At 52.0% G+C, this 23,338-nt stretch carries 18 protein-coding genes; 4 read left to right on the forward strand and 14 right to left on the reverse strand.

All coding sequences use genetic code 11. From position 1 onward, the window contains the following. Window position 1: 1 nt before the first annotated feature. The 4 genes from rpoD to B5F87_RS21715 all read right to left on the reverse strand — a co-directional run bounded on the left by rpoD (window position 2) and on the right by B5F87_RS21715 (window position 5,602). Window positions 2–1,099: an RNA polymerase sigma factor RpoD gene (rpoD, locus tag B5F87_RS08885; RefSeq protein WP_242964347.1), complete on the reverse strand. Its 1,098-nt coding sequence runs from the start codon at window positions 1,097–1,099 to the stop codon at window positions 2–4. Window positions 1,100–1,291: 192 nt separating this feature from the next. After that, complete coding sequence (gene dnaG, locus B5F87_RS08890; RefSeq protein ID WP_087279947.1) at window positions 1,292–3,067, reverse strand: DNA primase; 1,776 nt, start codon at window positions 3,065–3,067, stop codon at window positions 1,292–1,294. Window positions 3,068–3,166: 99 nt separating this feature from the next. Beyond that, a complete protein-coding gene (locus B5F87_RS08895) occupies window positions 3,167–3,925 on the reverse strand; it encodes a sigma-70 domain-containing protein (RefSeq protein ID WP_087279950.1) in 759 nt (252 codons plus the stop codon). A gap of 18 nt (window positions 3,926–3,943) precedes the next feature. Continuing rightward, entirely contained in the window at window positions 3,944–5,602 is a 1,659-nt protein-coding gene (locus B5F87_RS21715) for an HAD hydrolase-like protein (RefSeq protein WP_087279953.1), read from the reverse strand. 233 nt (window positions 5,603–5,835) lie between these two features. On the opposite strand from B5F87_RS21715, the gene B5F87_RS08905 reads away from it, so the two are divergent. Then, a complete protein-coding gene (locus tag B5F87_RS08905) occupies window positions 5,836–8,688 on the forward strand; it encodes a hypothetical protein (protein ID WP_087279956.1) in 2,853 nt (950 codons plus the stop codon). A 217-nt stretch (window positions 8,689–8,905) separates the two neighbouring features. After that, window positions 8,906–9,793, forward strand: a complete 888-nt coding sequence (locus B5F87_RS08910) for an NlpC/P60 family protein (RefSeq protein ID WP_158097002.1) — start codon at window positions 8,906–8,908, stop codon at window positions 9,791–9,793. Between the two features lie 218 nt (window positions 9,794–10,011). Here B5F87_RS08910 and B5F87_RS08915 read toward each other — a convergent pair whose 3' ends face one another. Both B5F87_RS08915 and B5F87_RS08920 read right to left on the reverse strand, forming a co-directional pair. Continuing rightward, window positions 10,012–11,163: a toxic anion resistance protein gene (locus tag B5F87_RS08915; protein WP_087279961.1), complete on the reverse strand. Its 1,152-nt coding sequence runs from the start codon at window positions 11,161–11,163 to the stop codon at window positions 10,012–10,014. A 36-nt stretch (window positions 11,164–11,199) separates the two neighbouring features. Next, complete coding sequence (locus B5F87_RS08920) at window positions 11,200–12,657, reverse strand: 5-bromo-4-chloroindolyl phosphate hydrolysis family protein (RefSeq protein WP_087279963.1); 1,458 nt, start codon at window positions 12,655–12,657, stop codon at window positions 11,200–11,202. A 157-nt stretch (window positions 12,658–12,814) separates the two neighbouring features. Between B5F87_RS08920 and B5F87_RS08925 the strand changes: the two genes are divergently transcribed. Further along, window positions 12,815–13,438: an N-acetylmuramoyl-L-alanine amidase gene (locus B5F87_RS08925; protein WP_242964349.1), complete on the forward strand. Its 624-nt coding sequence runs from the start codon at window positions 12,815–12,817 to the stop codon at window positions 13,436–13,438. 138 nt (window positions 13,439–13,576) lie between these two features. On the opposite strand, the gene metA is transcribed toward B5F87_RS08925, so the two are convergent. Genes metA through B5F87_RS08945 form a run of 4 tightly spaced genes read right to left on the reverse strand, consistent with a single transcriptional unit; the run spans window position 13,577 to window position 17,784 of the window. After that, the gene (metA, locus tag B5F87_RS08930; RefSeq protein WP_087279969.1) at window positions 13,577–14,506 is read right to left on the reverse strand and encodes a homoserine O-succinyltransferase; all 930 of its coding nucleotides are present in this window, start codon (window positions 14,504–14,506) and stop codon (window positions 13,577–13,579) included. A 21-nt stretch (window positions 14,507–14,527) separates the two neighbouring features. Further along, window positions 14,528–16,483, reverse strand: coding sequence for an NAD-dependent DNA ligase LigA (ligA, locus tag B5F87_RS08935; protein WP_087279972.1), 1,956 nt, complete (start codon window positions 16,481–16,483; stop codon window positions 14,528–14,530). A gap of 13 nt (window positions 16,484–16,496) precedes the next feature. Further along, the gene (locus B5F87_RS08940; RefSeq protein WP_087279975.1) at window positions 16,497–17,378 is read right to left on the reverse strand and encodes a pseudouridine synthase; all 882 of its coding nucleotides are present in this window, start codon (window positions 17,376–17,378) and stop codon (window positions 16,497–16,499) included. Between the two features lie 13 nt (window positions 17,379–17,391). Continuing rightward, on the reverse strand, window positions 17,392–17,784 hold the full coding sequence (locus tag B5F87_RS08945; protein ID WP_087279978.1) for a thioesterase family protein: 393 nt from the start codon (window positions 17,782–17,784) through the stop codon (window positions 17,392–17,394). Window positions 17,785–18,092: 308 nt separating this feature from the next. On the opposite strand from B5F87_RS08945, the gene B5F87_RS08950 reads away from it, so the two are divergent. Then, window positions 18,093–19,001 (forward strand): S1 RNA-binding domain-containing protein, encoded by a 909-nt coding sequence (locus B5F87_RS08950; RefSeq protein WP_087280120.1) that lies wholly within the window; start codon window positions 18,093–18,095, stop codon window positions 18,999–19,001. A gap of 54 nt (window positions 19,002–19,055) precedes the next feature. On the opposite strand, the gene B5F87_RS08955 is transcribed toward B5F87_RS08950, so the two are convergent. From B5F87_RS08955 to B5F87_RS21395, 4 genes are all read right to left on the reverse strand, one after another. After that, on the reverse strand, window positions 19,056–20,504 hold the full coding sequence (locus tag B5F87_RS08955; RefSeq protein WP_087280123.1) for a sodium:alanine symporter family protein: 1,449 nt from the start codon (window positions 20,502–20,504) through the stop codon (window positions 19,056–19,058). A gap of 557 nt (window positions 20,505–21,061) precedes the next feature. Further along, window positions 21,062–22,087, reverse strand: a complete 1,026-nt coding sequence (locus tag B5F87_RS08960; protein WP_087279981.1) for a ribitol-5-phosphate dehydrogenase — start codon at window positions 22,085–22,087, stop codon at window positions 21,062–21,064. 2 nt (window positions 22,088–22,089) lie between these two features. Further along, window positions 22,090–22,794 (reverse strand): 2-C-methyl-D-erythritol 4-phosphate cytidylyltransferase, encoded by a 705-nt coding sequence (locus B5F87_RS08965; protein ID WP_087279984.1) that lies wholly within the window; start codon window positions 22,792–22,794, stop codon window positions 22,090–22,092. 46 nt (window positions 22,795–22,840) lie between these two features. Then, entirely contained in the window at window positions 22,841–23,311 is a 471-nt protein-coding gene (locus B5F87_RS21395) for an HD domain-containing protein (protein WP_087280127.1), read from the reverse strand. Window positions 23,312–23,338 lie beyond the last annotated feature (27 nt).

Here is a 23,338-nt window from a genome sequence, read left to right on the forward strand (position 1 = left end):
TTTACATATCCAGGAAGTCCCGCAGCTTCCGGCTTCTCGTCGGATGTCGGAGCTTGCGCAGTGCCTTGGCCTCGATCTGGCGGATGCGCTCCCTGGTCACCTGGAAGTCTTTGCCCACCTCTTCCAGGGTGTGCGGTTTGCCATCCAGCAGCCCGAAGCGGAGGGCAAGCACCTTTTGTTCCCGCTCGGAGAGGGTATCCATCACTTCGCAGAGCTGCTCCCGCAGCAGGGCGTGGGCTGCTTCCTCCGATGGAATCGGGATGTGCTCGTCCTGGATGAAATCGCCCAGATGGCTGTCCTCCTCCTCGCCGATGGGCGTCTCCAGGGAGACCGGTTCCTGAGAGATCTTAGATATCTCGAGAATCCGTTCCACCGGCATGTCCATACGGCGCGCCACCTCCTCCGGGGTCGGTTCGCGGCCTTTTTCCTGCAGCAACGCCCGTCTGGCCCTGTTGACCCGGTTGATGGTCTCCACCATGTGTACGGGAATCCGGATGGTTCTTGCCTGGTCGGCGATGGCCCGGGTGATGGACTGGCGGATCCACCAGGTGGCGTAAGTACTGAATTTGTAGCCTTTGCGGTAGTCGAACTTATCCACCGCCTTGATGAGCCCCAGGTTGCCTTCCTGAATCAGATCAAGAAACTGCATGCCTCTGCCGGCGTAGCGTTTGGCGATGCTGACGGTCAGCCGGAGATTGGCCTCGGAGAGGCGTTTCTTGGCGGCCTCATCGCCCTGTTCCATCCGCCTGGCCAGCTCGATCTCTTCCTCCGGCTTCAGGAGGGGAATCTTTCCGATCTCTTTGAGATACATCCGCACCGGATCTTCCATGGATACATTTTCTGAGTCCATCAGGCTCAGAGCGCTCTCCATCTCCTCCTCCGGGTCGCTCAGATCCTCGTCCATATTTTCTGACACAGTGAGGACGTCGACGCCCCGGCCTTCCAGGACGGAGACGATGCGCTCCAGCTGCGCCGGCGTCAGAGAAATGCCCTGAAAGGCTTCTCTGATTTCCTGCATTTCCAGCACATTTTTATTTCTTTCCGCCTTCTGAAATAATATATTTAACTGACTGCCAAAGGTTTGTTCTTCCCTGCCCAAAATACGCCCTCCAATTTATTTCAGCTGCGCAGGCAGCGAAACGCAGCGTAAGCTGCGAATCCGAAGCGCACGGCTGAATCGTTCCCAATATACTAAGTAAAGTCTAACCGTTTTTCTGTGAATTATTCTCTCTTCTGTATACTGCGCCGGCGTGAAAACCCATTTTCTCCTTCGTTCTCTGTCAGTTTTCCTTTAGTTCATATGAAGCTGCATTTTCTGCACCTTGTTTTTCTTCGTGAGCAGTTCCTGCCACCGCACGATGTCGCCGGTGTGGACCATCTCCTCCTCGATGCTGGTGAGGAGAATCTTTCTGACCACGTCGGTAAGCGCCTTGTCTCTGTCCTCCGGGGAGGTCTCGTATTTGAGGTGGGCGTTGAAGAGCGCCGCCACCTCTTTCTGCTCCTCGGCCTCCGTAAACTGATTGATAATCCGCGCCGGATTCACCGCCTGTCCCTGTTCCAGCTGGTCAAAGAGCATGATAGCTACCGAGTGGTAGATCGGATTCAGAAAATCATCGGCGTTCACATAGGGACGCACGTACGGATAGATCTCCGGGTGTTCCGTGAGCCAGGTCAGCAGAATCCGCTGCGGCTGCGTGTGGTTCTGCTCTTTCTTCTCCTGCTTTTTTTCGCGGCTTTCCGGCTCCTTTTTGTACTGCTCGTTGGCTTTCTTGTACTGATAATCCATGCCATACCGGTTCACCAGATCTTCGAGATCCTTCCGGAGGATCATAAATCGATTGGCCGCCGCTTCCAGATACGTATTTCTCTCCGCCGGCTCCTCGATCTCCGCCAGCTTTCTGGCGATGGCGCGGATAAATTCCGTGCGGCTCTCCGGGTCTTTCTGATTATACTGCCCGTAAAGCACCAGCATCTCAAACATCCGGCCCGGCTCCGATTCCTCCAGCCGCTTCCGGTATCCTTCCGCCCCCTCTTCTTTGATGAGCTCGTCCGGGTCCTTGAACGGCTTCATGGAAAGCACCCGTCCCCGGAGTCCGTTTTCCCGCAGAATCGGCAGAGCGCGCAGCGCGGCCTTCACTCCGGCGCCGTCGCTGTCAAAGGACAGTATCACTTCGTCGGTATAACGCTTCAGCAGCATCGCCTGATTCGGCGTGAAAGCGGTGCCAAGCGGCGCCACCGCGTTGGTAAAGCCCGCCTGATGCAGAGAGATCACGTCCATGTATCCCTCGCAGAGGATAATGGCGTTCTCCTTGGTCCTCTTGGCGTAGTTAAGACCGTAGAGATTTCTTCCCTTGTCAAACAAAATGGTCTCTCTGGAGTTTAAGTATTTGGGCTCGCCGTCTCCCATGACCCGGCCGCCAAAGCCGATGACCCTCTGGTTCACGTCCATAATCGGAAAAATGACCCGGTTAAAAAACTTGTCGTAACTGCCTTTTACCGAATCAATGGTGACCAGAGAGGATTCCTTCATCTGGTAATCGCTGTAGCCCTGTTTTTTCAGATACTGATACAGGTCGTCCCGGTAGATGTCCGCATAGCCGAGACCGAAGTGCTTGATCATCTCCTCAGAGATGCCTCTGCCCTTCAGGTACGCCATGGCGTGCTCTCCCCGGGGACTGTTCAACAGATAATGGAAATACACCGCGGCCTTTTTGTTCATTTCCTTCAAGGTGACCCTGGCGTCGGCCTGCCGCTTCTCCTCGGGCGTCTGCTCTCCCTGCGGAAGCTCCACGCCGGCCCGTCTGGCCAGCTCCTGCAGCGCCTCCACAAAGGAAAGCCGGTTATATTCCATCAAAAATGTGTACACATTTCCTCCCTGTCCGCAGCCGAAGCAGTAGTACATCTGCTTCTCCCGGCTGACGGAAAAGGAGGGGGATTTTTCATTATGAAAAGGGCAAAGTCCAAAGTAGGAGGAGCCCCTTTTTTTCAGGGAAACGTATTGGGAAATAATGTCCACGATATCATTTTTTTCCCTGACCTCTTCGATTACATCATCCTCGTATCTCATATTGCCTCTTTCTCATTTCTAATTATATGTCACAAGCCGTCAAACCATGCACATTTTTTCGCTGATTTGCGCAGGAAAGACGATTTTGCGCCGCACCCGCTATTCGATCACCGCGATAGCGTCCAGAGATACCTTCATCAGCTCCCGGACCTCCTCCTCGGAGATGCCCATGCGCTCCGCCAGCTCGGAAGGCTTCGCTTCCCGCTCGTACTCCTTGGCAAATGCGGTGGCCAGGTCGTTTAATTCGTTGACTCTGGTTGCCATCTTCATGGCGGACCGGGTGGACTGATTGTACTCCGCCATCACGTCCTCCACGTATTTGCGAATGACCTTCTCTTTATACTGGCGGAACCTACCGTGCATCCGCGGCTCGTATTCGTTGACCGCCATCATCAGACCGATGTTACATTCCTGAATCAGATCGCTCAGCAGCAGGCCGCGGCCCGTATATTCCTTTGCCAGAGCGGTGGCGTAAGCCAGATTGGCCTCGATGAGAAGGTTTCTGGCGTTCTCATCTCCGTTGATGAGCTTGCGCACCAGCATCTCCTCCTGCTCCTCGCTGACCCGGCTTGCTTTCCCGATCTCTTCCATATAAATGTTTACCATGTCCGCGTCCAGCGGGTCTTCCTTTGTGGTGACCTCATCGTCCGCGATCTCATTTTGTCCGCGCTTCACCCGGTTTTCGATGAAAATCCGGCGGCTCTCCAGATAGCGGCAAATGTAATCCAGCTGCTCGTCTTTCAAGTCCATATCAGAAAAATACGCACGGATTTCTTCCATATCTAAATGGTTGTTGTTAGTCTCGGCGAGGCGTTCCAGTTCCCGCACCGCCTCCAGAAATTCTGTCTGTCCTCCCATTGATGTTTCTCCTTCTTTCTATTCTGTCTTCTGATCTGCCGGGAACACAATTCCCATCTGCCGTCTGGCTTCATCAAGCACCTTCATGGTCTCCAGCGTGATATCCCTGGCAGTCTCCCATCCGGTTCCTGTTTTTACCATTTTTATGAAAGCGGCGGTCTCATAATTCAGGATATTATCGGATTGTTCAAAATGTATGGTCTGATCCACAGTTCTTCTCTTAATATGAAGATCTTTTACGTTTTCCATCTCCGTCACAAGCATGACGCCGTCCTCGCCCAGAATCTGGCTTGGCATGGCGGCGTTAGTAATCTTGGAGTAGATTGCCTCGCCGATCATGTTGTCGTATTCCATGAGGATGGTTCCCTCACCGTCCACGCCGTTTGACAGGCGGACGCCCGACGCCTTGATGCTCTTTGGCGCGCCGAAGAGCCGGATCATACAGGCCACGGTGTAGACGCCGATGTCCATGAGCGCTCCATTGGACAACTCCGGATTGAAGGCGTTCTCAATGATGCCTCTCTTAAAGTTATCATAGCGGGAAGAATACTGGCAGTACTGGATGGTCGCCCGGCGGATGGTGCCCAGGGTCTCCATATACTCGGTCATCTTCTGAAATCCCGGCGTATAGATGGAACGCATTCCTTCCATTAAAATCACGCCCTCTTCTTCCGCCACCGCAAACATTTCCTTTGCTTCTTCGTAGTTGGACGCCAGCGGTTTCTCACAGATGACATGTTTGCCTGCCCGCATCATGGCGATGGCCTGGTCGTGATGGCAGCAGTTCGGGCTTGCCAGATAGACCGCGTCAAATGCGTCGCTGCCGGCAAACTCTTCCAGATTATCAAAATAGGCCAGATTACCTTTGCGGAAGCCAAATTTCTTTGCCTTCTCCATTGTTCTTGAATACACCGCCGTCAGCTCAAAGCCGTTGATAAAACGGTTGGCCTGATAGAAGTTCTCCGCAATCTTTCCTGTTCCAATAAAACCAAATCGTACCATGGTCGTATCCTCCTCCTCTTTTTCTGCATCCTGACTGAACAGAAATTCCCGTAATTCTTTCACCGATTCCACCAGATGAACAGCTCCTGCCGCGGTAAGCTCTTCCCGGGAACCGTAACCGTAGAGCACGCCCACGGATTCCACGCCGCAGACAGCCGCTCCTTCCATATCATGCATCCGGTCGCCGATCATCAGCGCCTTCTTTCCTTCAATTCCGTAAGCGTCCAGCGCGTACCGGATGACCTCATCCTTTTTCACCCTTGTCCCGTCCAGCTCACTTCCTGCCACCAGGGTAAAATATTCGTCGATGCCGAAATGCTTCAGTATCCGCTCCGCGTACACCCGCGGCTTGGAAGTCGTCACCGCCAGCTCAAAACCGGCGTCATACAATGCCCGGAGCAGCTGCGGGATATCCGGATAGATCTCATTTTCGAAGATTCCCTTCGGCGAAAAATATTCCCGGTAATACTCCACCGCCTCCTTCGCCTGTTCCTCGGAGAATCCGTAAAACTGCTGGAAGGATTGTGCCAGCGGCGGCCCGATAAAAGGAATCAGCTCCTTTAAATACCGGACGGAGATCCCGAACTTCGCCAGGGCATACTGCACGGAGGAAGTGATGCCGAGCATCGGGTCCGTCAGCGTTCCGTCCAGATCAAAAAATATGTAACGCTTCATTATCCTGTCTCCTTCTTTTCATATCCAATCGCCGCCATCGGCTCCTCTCCTTCTGCCGGCAATTGACCCTCCTTTTACATATATAGAACAGTATAAAAGAAAAAGCCGTAAAATACAACCAGATTCGCTACAACAGTAAATTCCCCCCGGTCGCCAATCCGGATAATTGACAGCATTTCGGTTATAAAATATAATATAGCATAAACAACAGCGCAGAAAGGGCAGGGGGACATATGATCACAGACAAACAGAGACAGCGGGATTATGAATATGACGGCGATTATCAGTCAAAAAGCCGGTACACGGAGGAGCAGTGGAACAACATATTGAGCTCCGGGCAGCTTTCCGATGAGGATATTTCGTTATTAAAGCAGATATACGGTTCCTTCAATCATGCCGCCACTCTTGTTCAGCTGGCATTTCACAATAAGACCACGGAGGTGGAGCTTCTCGCACAGGTAAACGCCATGGGCGAGCTGCTTGCAAAGGCCAATGACATAAAGCCGGAGGTGGACTTTGAGGGAAATGAATACTGGTGGTTTCTGTACTTCTGGGGCAAGAACACTGACGCCGGCACGCTGGAATTAAAGCTACATCCGGAGCTCACCGAGGCCATCGGCGCTCTCTGGCCGGAGGCGGAGGAGAAATACTACGCTTTCATGAACGATGTGGAGCGCAGTCTTCAGATCCGGTACAACCAGGAAGATGCCGTCTGGGTGGCGGCCGCCGTCCTTCTCTATGAGAAATATTACCAGAATCCGGGTATCTCCGCCGACGAGATTCTTCTGATGCAGTACGAAGTGCAGACCCGCGCCCAGAAGGTGTTCGGGCAGGACATCAACGTCAATACCATCACACAGATCTGCAACGCCGACGAGCGGGGACACCGCTTTAATTATCTCAGGGACATTTACAAATATTACCGGGTGGCGTTTCCGGGCGAGTTCGAGGGAGACAGAGAGCGGCCGGATCCGGAAAACTTCGATTATAATGCATACATTTACTCCATCTACGGTTACATGACCCTGCAGGAGCTTCTGGACTTTATCGAGCATGAGTACGCCCATCTGGTGGACGAGTCCTATGTGGAGCTGAACGCCTCCAACGGATTCGTGCGCCTGGCGGATTTCCTCACGAGACAGGGCGGCGCGCCGTACAATCCGGAAGATACCTCCGAGCAGGCGCTCTCCCTGCGGGCGGACGGCGAAGACTGCGTGACCACCTTCCATATGCTGGCGGACGCGCTGATCAAAGAATACCCAAACTTTACTTACGCCCGGAAGGCAGACTGGTTCCAGCCTTCGGAAGGAAGGATTTCATACATTTTCTGCGACGTATTATCCATGGAAAATTATGCCCACACCCATGCAGGCATCTCCTTCCTGACCGTGCCGGACGGGGACGCCGTCAATATTGAGATTGCTCTGAATCTCCCGTTTTGCAGCAGCGAGGAAGCCATGCTGGATATTCAGGATAAATGTAATATGCTCACCCTCATGACTTCCGCTCCGTTCAAGGTGGAAAATGTGGCCACCGAAGGATTCGACCTGACCGATGACAGCCAGAAGATCAAGGCTTCCGTTCTCTATTCCTATGAGGAGTTCAAGACCATGAAGGAGGAGGACATCGTCGGCATGATGTCCACAGCCACGGAAATATTTGCTTCCTATTATACAGATATCTGCCAGAACTATTATCCTGCCGCCGATGAGATGCCGGAGGAAGACCCGTTTGCCGCCGCTCTCGGCTCCAAGTTAAAATACCGGCCTGCCAGAGAGGTTCCGGGCCCGCAGATTATCTACAAGCAGGGTGGCATCTCGCCTACCACCGAGTACGTGACCAAGGTGCTGCAGGGCTACGACGTGCCTTCCGGACAGGAAGACGAGGCTCCGGAAAATACAGAGAACAGCTTTGACGGCAATGCCGCGGCCGCTTACGAAGCTTATGACGATGACGAGACATTTACCGGTGCACCGGCAGGTACGGGAACCGGCAGCACCGGGGACTTCGGACGTGAGGAAGCCACTCAGAGCGGTGCGGCCAGGGCGGCCGGCTCTGTGATCCTGCCAGACTGGTATAATGAAGAAAAGGTTCCTGTATCCACCCATCCGGACCGGAGCGAACAGGGCTTTCATCTGTATCCGAAGAACACTTTGATCCGCGGGCCGTTAAAGACAGCCAAATATCACGAGGCCATGCTGACCGCCGTGGGCATCATCGAGGGAAAGGATTCCAATATGATGCGGATCGAACCTGTGCCGGATATTCTGGAACATTATAAGAACTATGTGGAAGAAAAGCGCATCATGCACATTTCCTATCCTGATATTGACGGACAGGGCTATGACAACTGGATCGAATCTAAAAACGGCCCTGCAATCCGGGACGGTATCTTCAAGGAGTTTGCCAATCGCTGTGCGGACGGCCGATATGTGGTCATGATGGAGGAAGTGGATGTGAACTGGATGCATCTTTTCGGGGAAACGGCCGTTTTATTAAGAGACAACCGCCGGGAGGGCACCGGAAGCGAGACTGCCGTCACCCTGAAATATTCCAAGGAGACATTCCGGCTTCCGTCCAATCTTTATATCGTAGCCACCTGCGACTCCAATGTCAGTGAGGACACAGTGCTCGGCGCCATCAGCCACGACTTTTTCATCCGTCATATTGCGCCGGATTCCAGCGTGCTGCGGGGCATCCGGGTAGAGGGCATCCTGCTAGAGCGTCTCATGGCTACCGTCAACCTGCGTCTGTCCTATTTTCTGGGCGCGGACTTTCAGCTGGGCGAGGGCTTCTTCCTGGGAGAAGCGGACAAAGATCCGTTCATCTCTCTGGCACGGATTTTCCGCGAGCAGCTTATCCCTCTCCTGGAGAAATGGTTTGACGGAGATATAGAACGAATCCGTTACGTGCTGGGCGACAACGGCAAACAGCGGACGGACACGATTTTCTACCGGGAAACGCCTTTCCGCGACAATCTTTTTAAGGGGGAAATCCCGGATTCTTTCGATACAGGGCGATGCATTTATGAAATTAATGAAGACGCTTTTTTCAATCCGAAGAGCTATATTGACATTTATGAATAATAATTATGTCCAAAAATACAAAATTATTGTGAATAATTGCAGCAAGATAATAACTCTATAACACTTTTTTATTATTTCATCGGTTATTATTACGTATTTATTAAAAAATGTAACAAACGTCACATTTCAAACACATTGTCGTTTTATAATTACCGAAGAACATCACAGATATGAAACAGATATGAAGGAATTATTAATGACGATGGAGGTTACAGAAATGTCAAATACATATAAACGGCTGGGCACAAGTCTGGCGATTTCCGCACTCGTTTTAAATATCGCAATTCTCCCAGCCGCTGGAAATAATATTGCTACTGTAGACGCAAGCACAATCGGTACTGTTAATTCAAGCTTTCTGAATATCAGAACTAAGAAAAGCATGAATTCCAAACGTATCACTGTTTTAGACAGAGGCGATAAGGTAGAAGTTCTCACTACCGGTTCCAAATGGGTAAAGGTAAATGTGAACGGCAAAACCGGTTATACACAAGGCAGATATCTCAACACAGAGTCCGGAACTGCTTCTGATCCGGATGCAAACGCAGTGAAGGGAACCGTAAAGGCAAAACAGCTTGTTATCCGTACCGGAAAAGGTAAAAACGCTTCCTGGATGGCAACGGTCAAGAAGGGAACAAAGCTCACCGTTCTTACCACCGGTTCTAAATGGGTAAAGGTCTTCGTTAACGGTAAGACCGGATACACCAAAGGTAATAAGATTGAGCTGGAAGACGGCGGAACTGCCAAGAATCCTTATACAAAAGGAGAGGAAGTTGTAAACTTTGCATTACAGTTCGTTGGCAATCCTTACCGCTGGGGCGGCACAAGCCTGACAAACGGCGCCGACTGCTCCGGATATATCATGAGCATATACAGACATTTTGGTAAGTCTCTTCCACACTCTTCCAGTGCTATGAGAAGCTGTGGAACCAGAGTCAGCAGCTTAAGCGCTGCAAAACCTGGCGATATCATCTGCTACAACGGACACGTTGCGCTTTACATGGGCAATAACAAGATTGTTCACGCCAGCAATCCAAAAGACGGCATCAAGATTTCCAACAATGCAGCTTACCGCTCCATCGTTACAATCAGAAGAATCTTTAACTAATCACTGATACATTTTCTCAGCAAATGTACCGTATACCAGAGATTCTCTGATATACTTAATGATATCCGATACATATATGAATAAAAAAGCATCCTGTATGTTTTGATTCCCGATTACTGAATTCTTGATTCAGTTTCTGGGAATCATCACATAGCGGATGCTTTTGTTATACTCTTTTTTAATTAAAATCACAAGACCAGAGCTTTCCCGGTTTTTACTTATTTATAGGAGGTTTCCAGCAGTTTGTTTTTCAACTGGTCTTCCAATTCTGTGAGGCGCACCTCTGCCTCTCTTCGCTTCTGCCTTCCCTCACTCTGAATCCGCATTACCTCGTCAATGGTCGAAATGAGATTCTCATTAGTAGCAATAAGGGTCTCCATATCCACAATGCCTCTCTCGCTCTCCTTCGCTGTCTCCACAGTAGCTGTCTTCAGCTTCTCCGCATTCTTTCTGAGCAGAGCATTGGTAAAGTCTGACACCTCCCGCTGAGCCTCCGCCGCCTGTCTGGAATGTTCCACACCGAGAGCAATGATCATCTGACTCTTCCAGAGCGGAATGGTGTTGACCAGCGTGGACTGGATTTTTTCCGCCATCATGGCGTCACTGGACTGAATCATCCTGATCTGCGGCGCCATCTGCAGGGAAACCATTCTGGTCAGCTCCAGATCGTGGATCTTTTTCTCAAAGCGGTTGCACATGGCTTCCATGTCGCTGACCTCCTGGGCGTCCTCCGGCGCTCCGGAAGCGGAAGCCTTCGCTCTCGCCTGCGGCAGCTCTTCCTCCATCACCTGACGGAGCTTTTTCTTTCCTGCCAGAATGTACATGTTCAGTTCCCGGAAATACACCTTATTGAGATCGTAAAGCTGATCGAGAAGAGCACTGTCTTTCAGAAGCTGCATCTGGTGACCTTCCAGTGTCTTTGAAACCTTCTCAATGCTTATTTCCGCCTTGTCATATTTGAGCTTCAGCGCTTCTGCCTTTGCCATCTTCTTCTTGAAGAAACCAAACACGCCTTTGCTTTCTTCCTCGTCGAACTCTTTCAATTCTGTCACAACACCACTCAAAAGCTCTCCAATCTCGCCAAGATCTTTATTGCGAACCTTGTTCAACGTTCCTTCTGAAAAATCGGACATCTTTTTCTGGATGCCGGAACCATATTGCAGGATCGCTGCAGAGTCCTTTAATTCAATCTCTTTGACAAAGGCGTCCACCTGTTTTTTCTCCGCATCTGTCAGATATTTTTCTTCTTCATAGGCTTTCTCCGCCTGCACTTCTTCCTTCTGCGGCTCCTTCACGACCAGATCACTGAACTCCTCCTCAGGATTCAGCGTCAGAGACGGTCCCTCCTTTAATAATTGCTCAATATCCATAGGTCTCCTTTCTGTCTGATATCAGACTATACATCCTTATTCCCCTTTATCCCAGATGGATGCCCCCGGTTCTGCCCCGGAACGAAGCGTCTGTCCGCCCCAGCCATCCTTTGCCAGCATGGTTTCCAGCACTTTAATATCAGAGGAAATGTCCATGGCCACATCCTGGAACATGTCGTCATACATGGCTTCCAGCGCCTGATTTACTGTGTCCAGAGATTCGGCGATCTCCATACGGGTTTTTATGATATTCACACTCTGTATCGGCTGCTTCTCCATATCCTCATACACGCGAACCAGCTTCATCACCGACGGAAGATAGTATTCCATCAGCCTGTCCGCCTGGGAAATATTCTCCGGATATTCCTGGATGCACACAAAAATCCGGCTGAGCAGCAGCTCCAGATGATCCAGTTTTTCCGTCACTTCCGGCGTCTGAATCCTCTTTCTGCGATTCCGGAGTTCCTGCAGATAACTGCCGCCGGTCTGCTGAAGTTCGTACATTTTCCGTTCTTCTTCCGACATATCCTCAGGGCGCTTCCCGCTCCTTTTCTCCGTTTGCCCGTCCGCGGCTGTTTTTCCGTCAAACTGTCCTTCTGTCCGTTGACGCTCCGTCTCCTGACGTTCCCTCTCCATCCTGGAACGCACAGCCGCATCATACTGTTCCCCTGCCTCTTTCGTAAGCATCAGACAGGTTTTATTCTCATCCAGCCTCGCATAAGGAATCAATCTCCGTTCCATAAGAAACCGGATATCCTTCTGAATCCGCTTCATGGCGTATCCCGTCGCATTCTTCAGGTCTTCCAGCATGACAAAACCGTTTTCACCCCACACTGCGGCATATTCCCGCAGGCGCTTCGCCCGCTGTCCGGCAGACCGCCCGGTGCCAAGAATCACTCCACTCACAAGAGTAAGCGGTATGAACACACTCTCCAGAACGATAGTGGCCGTGGTAATGATACCGTTTGTCATGGCGAAACCAAGGCCTGCCAGGCCAAAACCGAGACTCAGCGCGCCGAATACCACAAGACCGCACGCACCTGTGACCGTCCGCACCGGGCCGCTCCACTGTCCGGGAATCTTTCTGAGCCATCCCTTTTCCTGCGGCTGCCGGCTCTCCACCGGCCGCTGCACCCGGCTGTCATCCGGCCAGCGATACCTCTTTCCATACCGCTTTTTCTCCGCTTTCCCTGACTTTTCAGACCTTTCCTTCATCTGCTCTGCCATAGTTTCCCGGGCAGACCCCACCGCGTCTTTCGCAGTATCCACTGCATCACGGATATTCTGGCTGAGCTGACTGAAATCCATGGATTCTACGGCGTCCTGCACCATATCCTGAATCCATTCCCCCAGGTCGTCGGCAGACATTTTCTTTCCCTTCCTTTCACGAAACCCGGCCGCATCTTCGTCGATGCGGGTTCCACCGTCATATCTGCCGTTGTCATACTCATTTTTTTCTTCGTTTTTATGATTCTTCCATCTGTCCTTACTCATATATTCATCATTCTTTTCATCAATATTACCATAATTTCGTTTGCACGTTTGTCCTGTTCTTTTTCCGCGCTGTTTTTCCTTTGCTGACAGCCTCTGCCGCCTTACATCACGCCTTACCAGTATACCATGAAACTTCGGTTTTTTCTACGCATCTTTTGTGTCCTCACAGAATATACTGAAAAAAAAGAATGAGGCTGTCACATTGGCGATTCGTATTTATATCGATCAGGGACATAACCCGGCCGGGGTCAACGCCGGCGCCGAAGGCTTCGGCATCCGCGAACAGGATATTACCTATCAGGTCGGACAATATCTGTATAACATATTATCGGAAGACTACCGTTTTACGGCAAAGCTCTCCCGCCCCACCCCCGAAACCACCTTAGGCTACAATAACACCAGCAGCCTGCGGGAACGGGTCACCCAGGCCAACAACTGGCCGGCGGACTACTTCATCAGCATCCATGCCAACGCTAGCGAAAATCCCGACGCCAACGGCTCCGAGGTTTATGTGATGGAAAGTTACTCCGCCGCCTGGTATCTGGCTCTCGACGTGCTGGCAGAGATCGTGAGGCGGCTGGGCACCAAATATAACGGCGTCTTCACCAACCCATCCCTCTATGTGCTGCGCAACACCCGCATGCCCGCCATCCTGGTAGAGCTTGCCTACATCACCAACTACGAGGATAACCAGCTCATGCAGCAGGAACCCTACCAATTCGCCTATGGCATTTACGTAGGACTTCTGAACTACCTGGGTCTGCCGCAGATTCTTTCCTAAACAGCCAAACAGGCTGCCGCCATGCACCCCGCGGGCGAACGTCACATATCTCTATGAAATGTGTCTGTGTTCGTCACAACGTGTGCTTTGGCGGCAGCCTGTTATACTTTCATTTTCATAATGCCCATCGTTTTTCCGTTACTTCAGATTCTTGATCTCCTCAGAAATGTACGGCGTCATCTGGTATACATAGTAGTTGAGCCAGTTGGTATACAGGGTGTTGGCGTGGCAGCGCCAGGATTTGACCGGGCCTAAGTCCGGGTTGTCGTCTTTGTAGTATCCCTGCGGGAACGGCACGTTGTCCATGCCTTTTGCCAGATCGCGGCGGTATTCCTGGTCGAGGGTGACCACGTCGTATTCCGGGTGACCGGTCACGAAGATCTGACGGCCTTCCTTGGCAATGATGATGAACGGGCCGGCCTCCTCGGAGTCTGCCAGGATAGTGAGGGCCGGATTGTTCTCCACGTCCTCCCGGACGATGGCGGAGTGGCGGGAGTGCGGCGCGTTGAATACATCGTCGAAGCCGCGCACCAGCGGCGTCTTTCTGTGGATGGTCCGGTGTTTGAAGATTCCGAAGATTTTCTCATCCAGCAGGTATTTGCGCACGCCGTAGTGGTAGTAGAGTCCTGCCTGAGCCGCCCAGCAGATGTGGAAGGTGGAGGTTACATGGGTCTTTGACCATTCCATCACCGCCACCAGTTCCGGCCAGTAATCGACCTCCTCGTACGGCAGAGTCTCCACCGGCGCGCCGGTGATGAGCAGACCGTCGTAATAGTCGTCTTTGATCTCAGAAAATGTGGTATAAAACGCCTCCAGGTGGTTGGCGGACACATTTTTTGCATTGTGCATTTCTGTTTTCAGAAAGGAGATGTCCACCTGCAGAGGGGTGTTTGCCAGGCTCCGGAGAAGCTGCAGCTCCGTCTCTTCCTTAGTCGGCATGAGGTTCATGATGACGATGCGCAGCGGTCGGATATCCTGCCGCATGGAACGCTCGTAGTCCATCACAAATATATTCTCATGTTCCAGAATCTTTTTTGCCGGTAAATTGGCGTCAATTCTAATTGGCATATCGTATCATCTCTTCCCTTCCTATATCATTTCCAGAAATTCCTCCTCAGTGAGGATTGGAATCTCCAGTTCTTTTGCCTTTTTATTTTTTGTTGAATTTGAAAGATTATCATTGTTGATCAGGTAGTCCGTATTCTTGGACACGGAACCGGTAACCTTGCCGCCCAGCGCCTCGATTCGCTCTTTCAGTTCCTTCCGGTTCTTAAAATGCGTCACGGAGCCGGTGATCACGAAGGTCTTGCCGGAAAGCGGCTGGTTGCCCTCTGCCTCCGCAGGCATCTCCTCAAATGTAAGATAGGACAGCAGCTTCTCTATCACCTGCTGATTGTGTTCATTGTCAAAGTAATCCCGGACGCTGGCTGCGATCACCTCGCCGATGCCCTCAATCTCCACCATGTCTTCCACGGAAGCTCCCATGAGTGCGGAGAGGCTGTAGCCGAAATGTTTGCAGAGCAGTTTGGCGTTGGCTGCGCCGATATTCAGGATTCCCAGGCCGTAAACAAAACGCGGCAGGGTAGTATTTCTGGACGCCTCGATGGAGTCCAGCAGGTTGGCGCAGGACTTCTCTCCAAAGCCTTCCATCTCCACGATCTCACTCTGATACGGTTTCAGCTCGTACAGATCGTAAAGCTCCGAGAGAAATCCTTTGTCGATCATTTTGGTGAGGGTAGCCTCGGACAGTCCGTCGATGTTCATGGCGTCCCGGCTCACATAGTGTCCGAAAAGCTTCACCTTCTTGGCGCTGCAAAACGGATTCGGGCAGTACAGAGACTTCACATCATTTTCCATGCGGATCTCCGTTCTTCCGCCGCAGGCCGGGCAGTGCTCCGGCGTCTCGTAAGAGCCGCTCTTTGTCAGATTCTCCGACACCTGCGGAATGATCATGTTGGCTTTATACACTTTGATGTGGTCGCCCACGCCCAGCTCCAGGCTGTCCATGATGCTTAAGTTATGAAGGCTGGCGCGGCTCACCATCGTTCCCTCCAGCTCCACCGGAGAGAAAATAGCGATCGGATTAATGAGTCCGGTCCTTGACGGGCTCCACTCGATACTCTCCAGCACCGTCTCCGCCTCCTCGTCGGCCCATTTAAAGGCGATGGAGTTTCGCGGGAATTTGGCCGTGGCTCCCAGCGAGTTGCCGTAGGCGATGTCGTCGTAGATAAGTACCAGCCCGTCGGATGGGAAATCATTTTCCGTGATTTTCTCTGCAAACGCCGCCACTGCGCCCACGATGGTCTCTCCGTCCACCATCCGGTACGGCACAATCTCAAAGCCAAGGCTTTCCAGCCAGAGCATATTTTCTTCCACGGAGTTGCTTAACTCTCTGCCCTGGGCGCTCACCAGAGAAAATGCAAAGAAAAATACATTTCTTCTGGCGGTCACTTCGTTGTTAAGCTGCCGCACAGAACCGCTGCAAAGGTTCCGGGGATTCTTGTATTTTGCCTCCACATTTTCTATGCTCTCATTGATCCTGCGGAAGTCCGAATAGCGGATGACCGCCTCGCCCCGGAGCACCAGCTCCCCGTCAAAAGGAATCTTCGCCGGCAGATTCTTAAATACCCGGGCGTTGTTGGTGATAACCTCCCCGATGACGCCATTGCCTCTGGTCACCGCCCGCTGCAGCTCCCCGTCCCGGTACGTGAGCACCACCGTGAGACCGTCCATCTTCCAGGAAAGCATACCCTTCCTGTCTCCCAGCCAGTCCCGGAGCGCCTCCGGGCTCTTGGTCTTGTCCAGCGAGAGCATCGGAGAGTCATGCGGAACCTTTTCCAGCTCACTGAGCACCTCATAGCCCACCTGCATCGTCGGGCTGCCCGCCAGAACAATGCCCGTCTCCTTCTCGAGAGCGGCAAGCTCATCATAAAGGGCGTCATATTCCCGGTTGGACATGATCTCCCGGTCCTCCTGATAATAGGCTCTGGCGGCCTCATTCAGTTTTGAGACAAGCTCCTTGATTCGTTGTTGTTTTTCCACGATGTTCTCCTTTTCCTCAATCTGGTCTTTGGCGCCGGGTTGGTTTTCTTGCAGCCGGCCCCGTCTTTCCGGTCAGCCGCATCAGTTCAAAAATCTCCGCTTCGCTAAGCTCCCGGTAAGCGCCGGTCGGCAGCTCCCCGAGATGGATGTTCATGACGCGGATCCGCTTCAGCGCCCGCACCCGGTAGCCGAGGGCCTCGCACATGCGGCGGATCTGCCGGTTCAGTCCCTGAGTCAGAATGATACGGAACGAAAAGGTTCCGGTCTTTCTGATCCGGCATGGCCGGGTCACTGTATCAAGAATCGGGACGCCTCCCGCCATCTCTTTTAAAAACCGCTCGCTGACCGGGCGGTTTACCTGCACTTCGTATTCCTTCTCGTGGCCGTTTCTCGCCCGGAGTATCTCATCCATCAGCTCTCCGTCGTTGGTCATGAGGATCAGTCCCTCCGAGTCCTTATCCAGCCGTCCCATGGGATAAATGCGCTCCGGATAGCCGATAAAGTCCACAATGTTATCTTTTTCCTGCCGGGAAGTGGTACAGACAATTCCCCTTGGCTTGTTGACCGCCAGCACGATTCTTCTGTGGCTGACGCCCCCTTCGGTGTCCACCGGCCGGCCGTCAACACATACCTTCTGGCCCGGCAGCACCTTCTGCCCAAGCTCCGCCACCTGGCCGTCGATGGTAATCCGGCCCTCCTGCGCATAGCGGTCGGCCTGCCGCCTGGAGCAGACGCCGGCATCGCTCAAATATTTGTTCAGGCGGACGGGCGCAGTACTTTCCGCTGTCTGCTCCGGGCCGCCGTGTCTGCCGTCTGTCACTTGCGAACGGCTCTCTCTATGCTGATTCTTCTCTTGATAATTTTTCTCTCGATACTTCTTCTCTCTTTGTCCACTCATACCTTTGCTTCGCCTATGCCTGAAACTTGCCGTTGGCTTTCTGCTGGAACTTGTCTGCCTGCACGATGAATCTCTCGTGGGTTCCTTTGCCTATGACTCCGGCGGCGTCCTTTACTTCCACAGAAAATACCAGTCTCTTTCTGTCGATCTCTGTAAGCTCCACCTGGCAGCTAACTTCGGCGTCAAGCGGTGTGGCGGACACATGGTCCACGTTTAAGTTGGTGCCGACCGTGGTCATTCCTTCATCCAGATGTCCCTCAAGCAGAGCCACCGCTGTCTTTTCCACCAGCAGAAGCATGGCCGGAGTTCCGTACACCAGCAGACTGCCGCTGCCAAGAGTCTTCGCCGCATTATCCATTGTTACTGTATCCGTTAATGTCATTTTCATTCCTGTATTTAAATCCATTATATTGCCTCCTTCATATGTTTTCCGTTTTTTGCAAACACCGGCCTGTTTCTTGTTCTGCCGGATTTGACATTTTCTGCCATGCTCCGGGCAGTTCTTATTAGTATAACAAAGATTCTCCCGTTTTTCTACCGGAAAGGCTGTATTTCTTTGCATTTATCCATTGCGAAGAGCCTGAAAAATGTGTTACTATTTTATAGTATGGAATGCAAAAGGCGCCATTTCCACGGAAAAGCGCGCCATTCCATGAGAACATCAGACACATTTCTTACCAGACAGAAAATATAGAAGAAAAGAGGAATACGATTATGAGCGAAACAATGGCAGATTTTGAAAAGGAACTGGAAGCTTCCTTCCGGAAGCTCAATGAAGGCGACGTGGTGGAAGGCGTGATCACCGGCGTGGATGAGAATGCCGTTTATCTGGACATCAACTATCATGCCCAGGGCATCGTCAAAAAAGAAGACTACAGCGACGATCCTTCCTTCTCCCTGCAGAGCGTTCCGGTGGGCGACACTGTGAAGGCTGTGGTTTTATCCGATGACGACGGCGAAGGAAATGTCTCTCTTTCTGTTAAAGAGGCATCCAAAGCGATGGCATGGGAGACCGTGAAGAAATACATGGAAGAAGGTACGGTTCTCAGCCTGAAGATCGGAGGAATCGTCAACAAGGGCGTTATCGTTTATGTGGAAGGCCTGCGCGGCTTTATCCCGGCTTCCCATCTGGAGATCGGATACGTGGAAGATACCAATCCTTACCTCGGCAAGACGGTGGACGCGAAGGTTATCACCGCAGACGAGGAGAAAAACCGTCTCGTCTTATCCGTGAAGGAAGTGCTCTACGACCGACGCCGGGAAGAAAAAGAGAGAAAGATCAACGCAGTGGTTCCGGGCTCCGTTTTAAGCGGCAAAGTGGAATCCCTGATGCCGTACGGCGCATTTGTTGACCTGGGAGACGGTCTCTCCGGACTGGTGCACATTTCCCAGATCGCCAACAAACGTATTGAATCCCCTGGCGAAGTCTTAAAAGCCGGACAGGAAGTCAAAGTGAAAGTTCTCAAAGTAGAAAACGGCAAGATCAGCCTGAGCATCAAAGCTGCTCAGGACGAAGAGCCGCAGGATGCACCGGAAGAGAAACCTTCCGTATCCTACAAGGACGAGGGCAGCGCTTCCACCGGACTGGGCGCACTGCTGGCAGGCATTAAACTGGATAATTAAACGATAGGCAATCTCTAATCCTCCGGGAGTTTTTCCGGAGGATTTTTATTTTTCTTACCGGAAGCGGCGGCATCCGGAGGGATTTTTTCTTATCCGCGCCAGCCGCTTCTCTTTCTCAATGACGTTCTGATACTCTTTCGCTTCCGCTGCCGCCTCCCCGCTTAAAAGCAGCAGCGAGATGAGATTCGGCAGCGCCATCAGCGCGTTGGCTATGTCGGAAAATCCCCACACCAGTTCCAGGGTCTGGGTCGCTCCGATGTAGACGGCCAGCGAGAAAAGCAGCCGGTATATCCGATTGTAACGGCGGCTTCCCGCCAGATATTCGAATGCCTTCTCTCCCTGATATTCCCAGCCAAGGATAGTAGAAAATGCAAACAGGACGATTCCGATGGTCACCAGCGCGCCGCCTGTCCTGCCAAGCACTGTAGAAAAGGCGGCGATGGTAAGGGCCGCGCCCTCGTAGGCTGCTCCGGTGGCAGGATTCACCTGCCCGAGCACGCCGGAGCAGGCGATGACCAAACCTGTGATGGTACATACCACCAGAGTATCCCAGAAGGTTCCAGTCATATTGATATAACCCTGACGTACCGGATGGTCGGCCGTGGCTGCCGCCGCCGTGATGGCGGCGGAACCCATGCCCGCTTCATTGGAGAAAACGCCCCTGGCCACCCCATAGCGGAGAGCAGTCCACAAAGACGCGGTGAGATTACCGCCGAGGGCGCCGCCCACCGCCCTGGGACTGAACGCCATCTTAAAGATCATACAAATACCGGCGGGAAGATTATGGAGATTACCCAGGATGACAATAAGGCCGCAGCCCATATAGAATACCGCCATGACCGGCACCACCACCGAAGATATCTTCGCAATGCTCCGGATGCCGCCCATGATGATCAGAAATGCGAGTACAGTAAGGACTACTCCCACCTTTACCTCGGACAAACCAAAAGCGGTTCGGAGCGATGCAGCGATAGAATTACTCTGCGTCATATTTCCGATACCAAAAGAAGCAAGCACCGCAAAAAAGGCAAAGCAGCCGCTTAGCACCGCCCCAAACTTCGGATATTTCAGTTTCCACGCATTCTTCATGGTATACATGGGCCCGCCGCTCATCTCTCCCCGCTCATTTTTCTCCCGGTACTTCACCGCCAGCATACATTCTGCGAATTTGGAAGAAAGACCAAAAAAGGCGGAAACCCACATCCACACCAATGCTCCCGGTCCGCCGGCCGCCATGGCTGTGGCGACGCCCACGATATTTCCCGTGCCGATGGTGGCCGCCAGGGCTGTGGTGAGAGCCGCAAACGACGACACATCACCGCTCCCCTTCTTCTGCCGGGCCTCCCGGCTTAAAGTCACCTGAACAGCCCAGGGCAGATTCCTCCACGTAAGAAAACGGCAGCGTACCGTCAGCACCACGCCGGTTCCCACCAGCAGCACAAGCATGACCGATCCCCATACCGCACGATCCACCGCTGCAATCATTTCCGCCAGATAATCCATGGACACTCTTCCTTCCGCCTTACGGGTGTTTTGTATTCTATTGTATGAAACAAAGGGGGTATTATGTTTAGAAATTAAGATTTGTGCATTTCTTCTGTAACCCACAGAAATCTCTGCCGCGAAAAGACAAGTCATGTGATAGAAGTTTTCCTCCTCCACCTCAGCAGACGTTTCTTCCGTACACATCCAGCTTCATATGTCAAACGCCTGCACTCACAGTCGTCTGGTCAAACGTTCGAAGGAATGTTTTTGACAACCGGTGTCATCAGAACTGCACCAGCCAGCAACCTCCGGCTGATTCACGTTGCATTTCTTACGAATCTCCGGCATTTTTACGTGTTGTTATTATGTCAAGGTGATACGGCACAGGCAATCTTACACAACACAGATGACGTTTTGACCACAGACAGCTTTCGGCCGCGAGCTGTGAAGGAGGACTGACATAGCTCTGAAGCAGAGATATCTTTTGTCAGTCCGACTGAGGGTCAAGTCGGACGAACCTGCCTGTGGTCCTACGTTATCGTCTGTGCATCATTCCTTTTCACCTTGACGAATCTTTATTTATTCCAGATCATGACTGTCTTGCCCATCATTTTATGGATATCTAATTCAAAAGCTTTATTCATGTCAGCGATGGACTTGACTTCCACCTGGGCGCCCACGATGTTGCTCAGGTATCCGAGGATCTCCGGATGCTTCTGGTACATTTCCACGGTCTTCTCGAAGTCCTCGCGGGAGCTCCGGCTGCTTCCGAACAGGCGCAGACCTTTCTCCAGCACCATACGGGTGTTGATCGGAATCGGATACTCGGATACGCCCAGCAGGGAGATGGCTCCCTCCGGATGAATCAGGTCGATGATCTGATTGATAGCCTTCTGGGAGGCGTCGCCGCCCACACATTCAAAGGCGTGGTCAATCTCTACATTTTCCGGCACGTCCCACACCAGGTAGGTCTCGTCGGCGAAGGAAAAGCTGTTAAGCTTCTCTTTATCCGTACCGAAAATGATCAGCTTCGTATCCGGATACATGTAACGGAAAAAGAGCGAAGTGATATAGCCCAGGTTGCCGTCGCCCCAGATACCCACGATGTTCCTGCGGGCATGGGCGAAACGGTCAAAACGATGAAGAGCCTGCACGCTCACGGTGACGATCTCCGTGAAGGCCGCCACGGTCCGGTCGATGTCCGGGGGAAGACGCAGCACCCGGTCTCTGTCCAGAGCCACATTGTCCTGCATGAAACCGTCAAATCCGCTGGCGCGGAACTTGGAGCTTCTTAAATAGTTTTCTCCGATGATCTCGTCTTTTTCCACCGGCGTGTTCGGTATCATGACCACCAGCTCGCCCGGCTTGAACTCGCCCAGCGGGTCATAGACCACATCGCCGATTCCTTCGTGTATCAATGCCATAGGAAGCTTCTTTGCAAGAACGTCCATGGGACGGCTTCCCTGATAATAACGCTGGTCTGCATGGCAGATGGAAAGATGCGTCGGACGGACCACCACCTGCTCCCCGTTTAAGTCAATATCGTTAAATGCCACTTCAAATCTTCTGGGAGCGACCAGACGGTATACTGTATTTAACATGTCTATTCTCCTTTTATCAAAGTCTCAGCAACTCTCAAGTCATACGGATAGGTAATCTTGATATTAAATACCTCTCCCTCCACCAGGTACACGTCTTCTCCCTTCATCACGCAGATCTTGCAGGCGTCGGTGAGGATCTTTTTCTCCTCCTCCGTCAGTGATTCATAAAGCTCCTTTAAGCGTTTTGCTTTAAAGGACTGCGGCGTCTGTCCCTGATACATGATGGAACGATCCGGTATGTTGCTGATGACCGCGTGTCCCTTGCTCTCCACGATGGTGTCCGAAGCCGGAATGACCGTATCGCAGGCGCCGTATTTGATGGCGTAATTGATGTTATCCTCGATAATACGGTGTGTCAGGAACGGACGGACCGAGTCGTGGGTAACGATGATCGTATCGTCATCCAGTCCGTATTCCTTCTCAATGTAGCGGATGGAATTCATAATAGTTTCATTTCTTGTGTCTCCGCCCTCGATGACCACGATGCGGTCCGTGTTCTTAAAATCCTTCCGGATCAGATTCTTTGTGTGATTGAGCCACTGATTCGGGCAAAGTACGATGATCTTTTCAAATCTGCTGTTGGCATAAAACTTTTCAATGGTGTGAATGATGATCGGCTTGCTGCCGATGGTGAGAAACTGCTTCGGCTTCTCCACATTTCCCATTCTGCTGCCGATTCCCCCGGCCAAAATTACTCCAAATATCATGGTTTCCTCCTTGCTGACCCCGGTATCCTTCTCCGAAGTCTCTTTGTTATTTTTGAATATTCAGATACATCTGTTCCAGACAGCGGACGCCCGCCTTCGTCCGGAAAATGTTTTTCTTTACATTTTCCGCCGTCTCCCGGCTGCATCCGTCCTCGTAAAGATTTACCAGAAAATCTGCTTCCACCAGTATCTGATAATCTGCTCCTTCTATTCTATCATAAGTGTGGTGGTTTGCAATGAGAAACAGCACCCGGTCAATGACTTCTTCCTCATAGCCGCAGGACAAAAGGAGAGGCTCCGCCACGGCAGGCCCTTCCTTTTCCTGATATTTTCCGGCCGAGCTGCCGTATTTCTCCTCGCTGACCCTGATACCGATATCATGGACGATGGCTGCCGTTCTCAGTACAAAAAGCTCCTCCGGCGGCAGCGCCTCCTCTTCGCCGATCATTTTAGCAAATGTATACACTTTCAGGAAATGCTGAATCCGCTTCGGGTCTCCGGCGTAATAGTCCATCATCTTTTCTATGAGACGGCGATCCGCCGC

The organism is Eubacterium sp. An3 (assembly GCF_002159465.1).
Lineage (GTDB): Bacteria > Bacillota > Clostridia > Lachnospirales > Lachnospiraceae > Anaerobutyricum > Anaerobutyricum stercoris.